Source organism: Limimaricola sp. G21655-S1, assembly GCF_027213785.1.
Lineage (GTDB): Bacteria > Pseudomonadota > Alphaproteobacteria > Rhodobacterales > Rhodobacteraceae > Limimaricola.
The window spans coordinates 1-261 of sequence record NZ_JAPWGO010000312.1; the positions used below are offsets into that span (position 1 = coordinate 1).

General features: G+C 47.9%; 1 protein-coding gene. It reads right to left on the bottom strand.

The window, feature by feature from the left end:
• Positions 1-261: RidA family protein (locus O4G76_RS20910; RefSeq protein ID WP_269399028.1), on the bottom strand; the 261-nt coding region annotated here is incomplete at both ends.

Consider the following 261-nt stretch of genomic DNA (forward strand, 5'->3'; position numbering starts at 1 on the left):
GACAACAAACTCCACCAACATCTCTTCTCTCGCTAACCCTGCAACCACCATGGCGGCGCGATTAGGGTACGGCGCTTCAAAAAATTCCGCGTACACTAGGTTAACGGTCTTTAAGTATTCTCTGTCAGTCACATAAATCAGGACCTGCACAACCGACTCGAAAGACTCCACTGCACACAGCAGGGTTTGAATGAGATTGTTAAAGGTATGAAGTGTTTCTGCTTCGATACCGCCTTCCACATCCGCGCATGAGTCATCAAT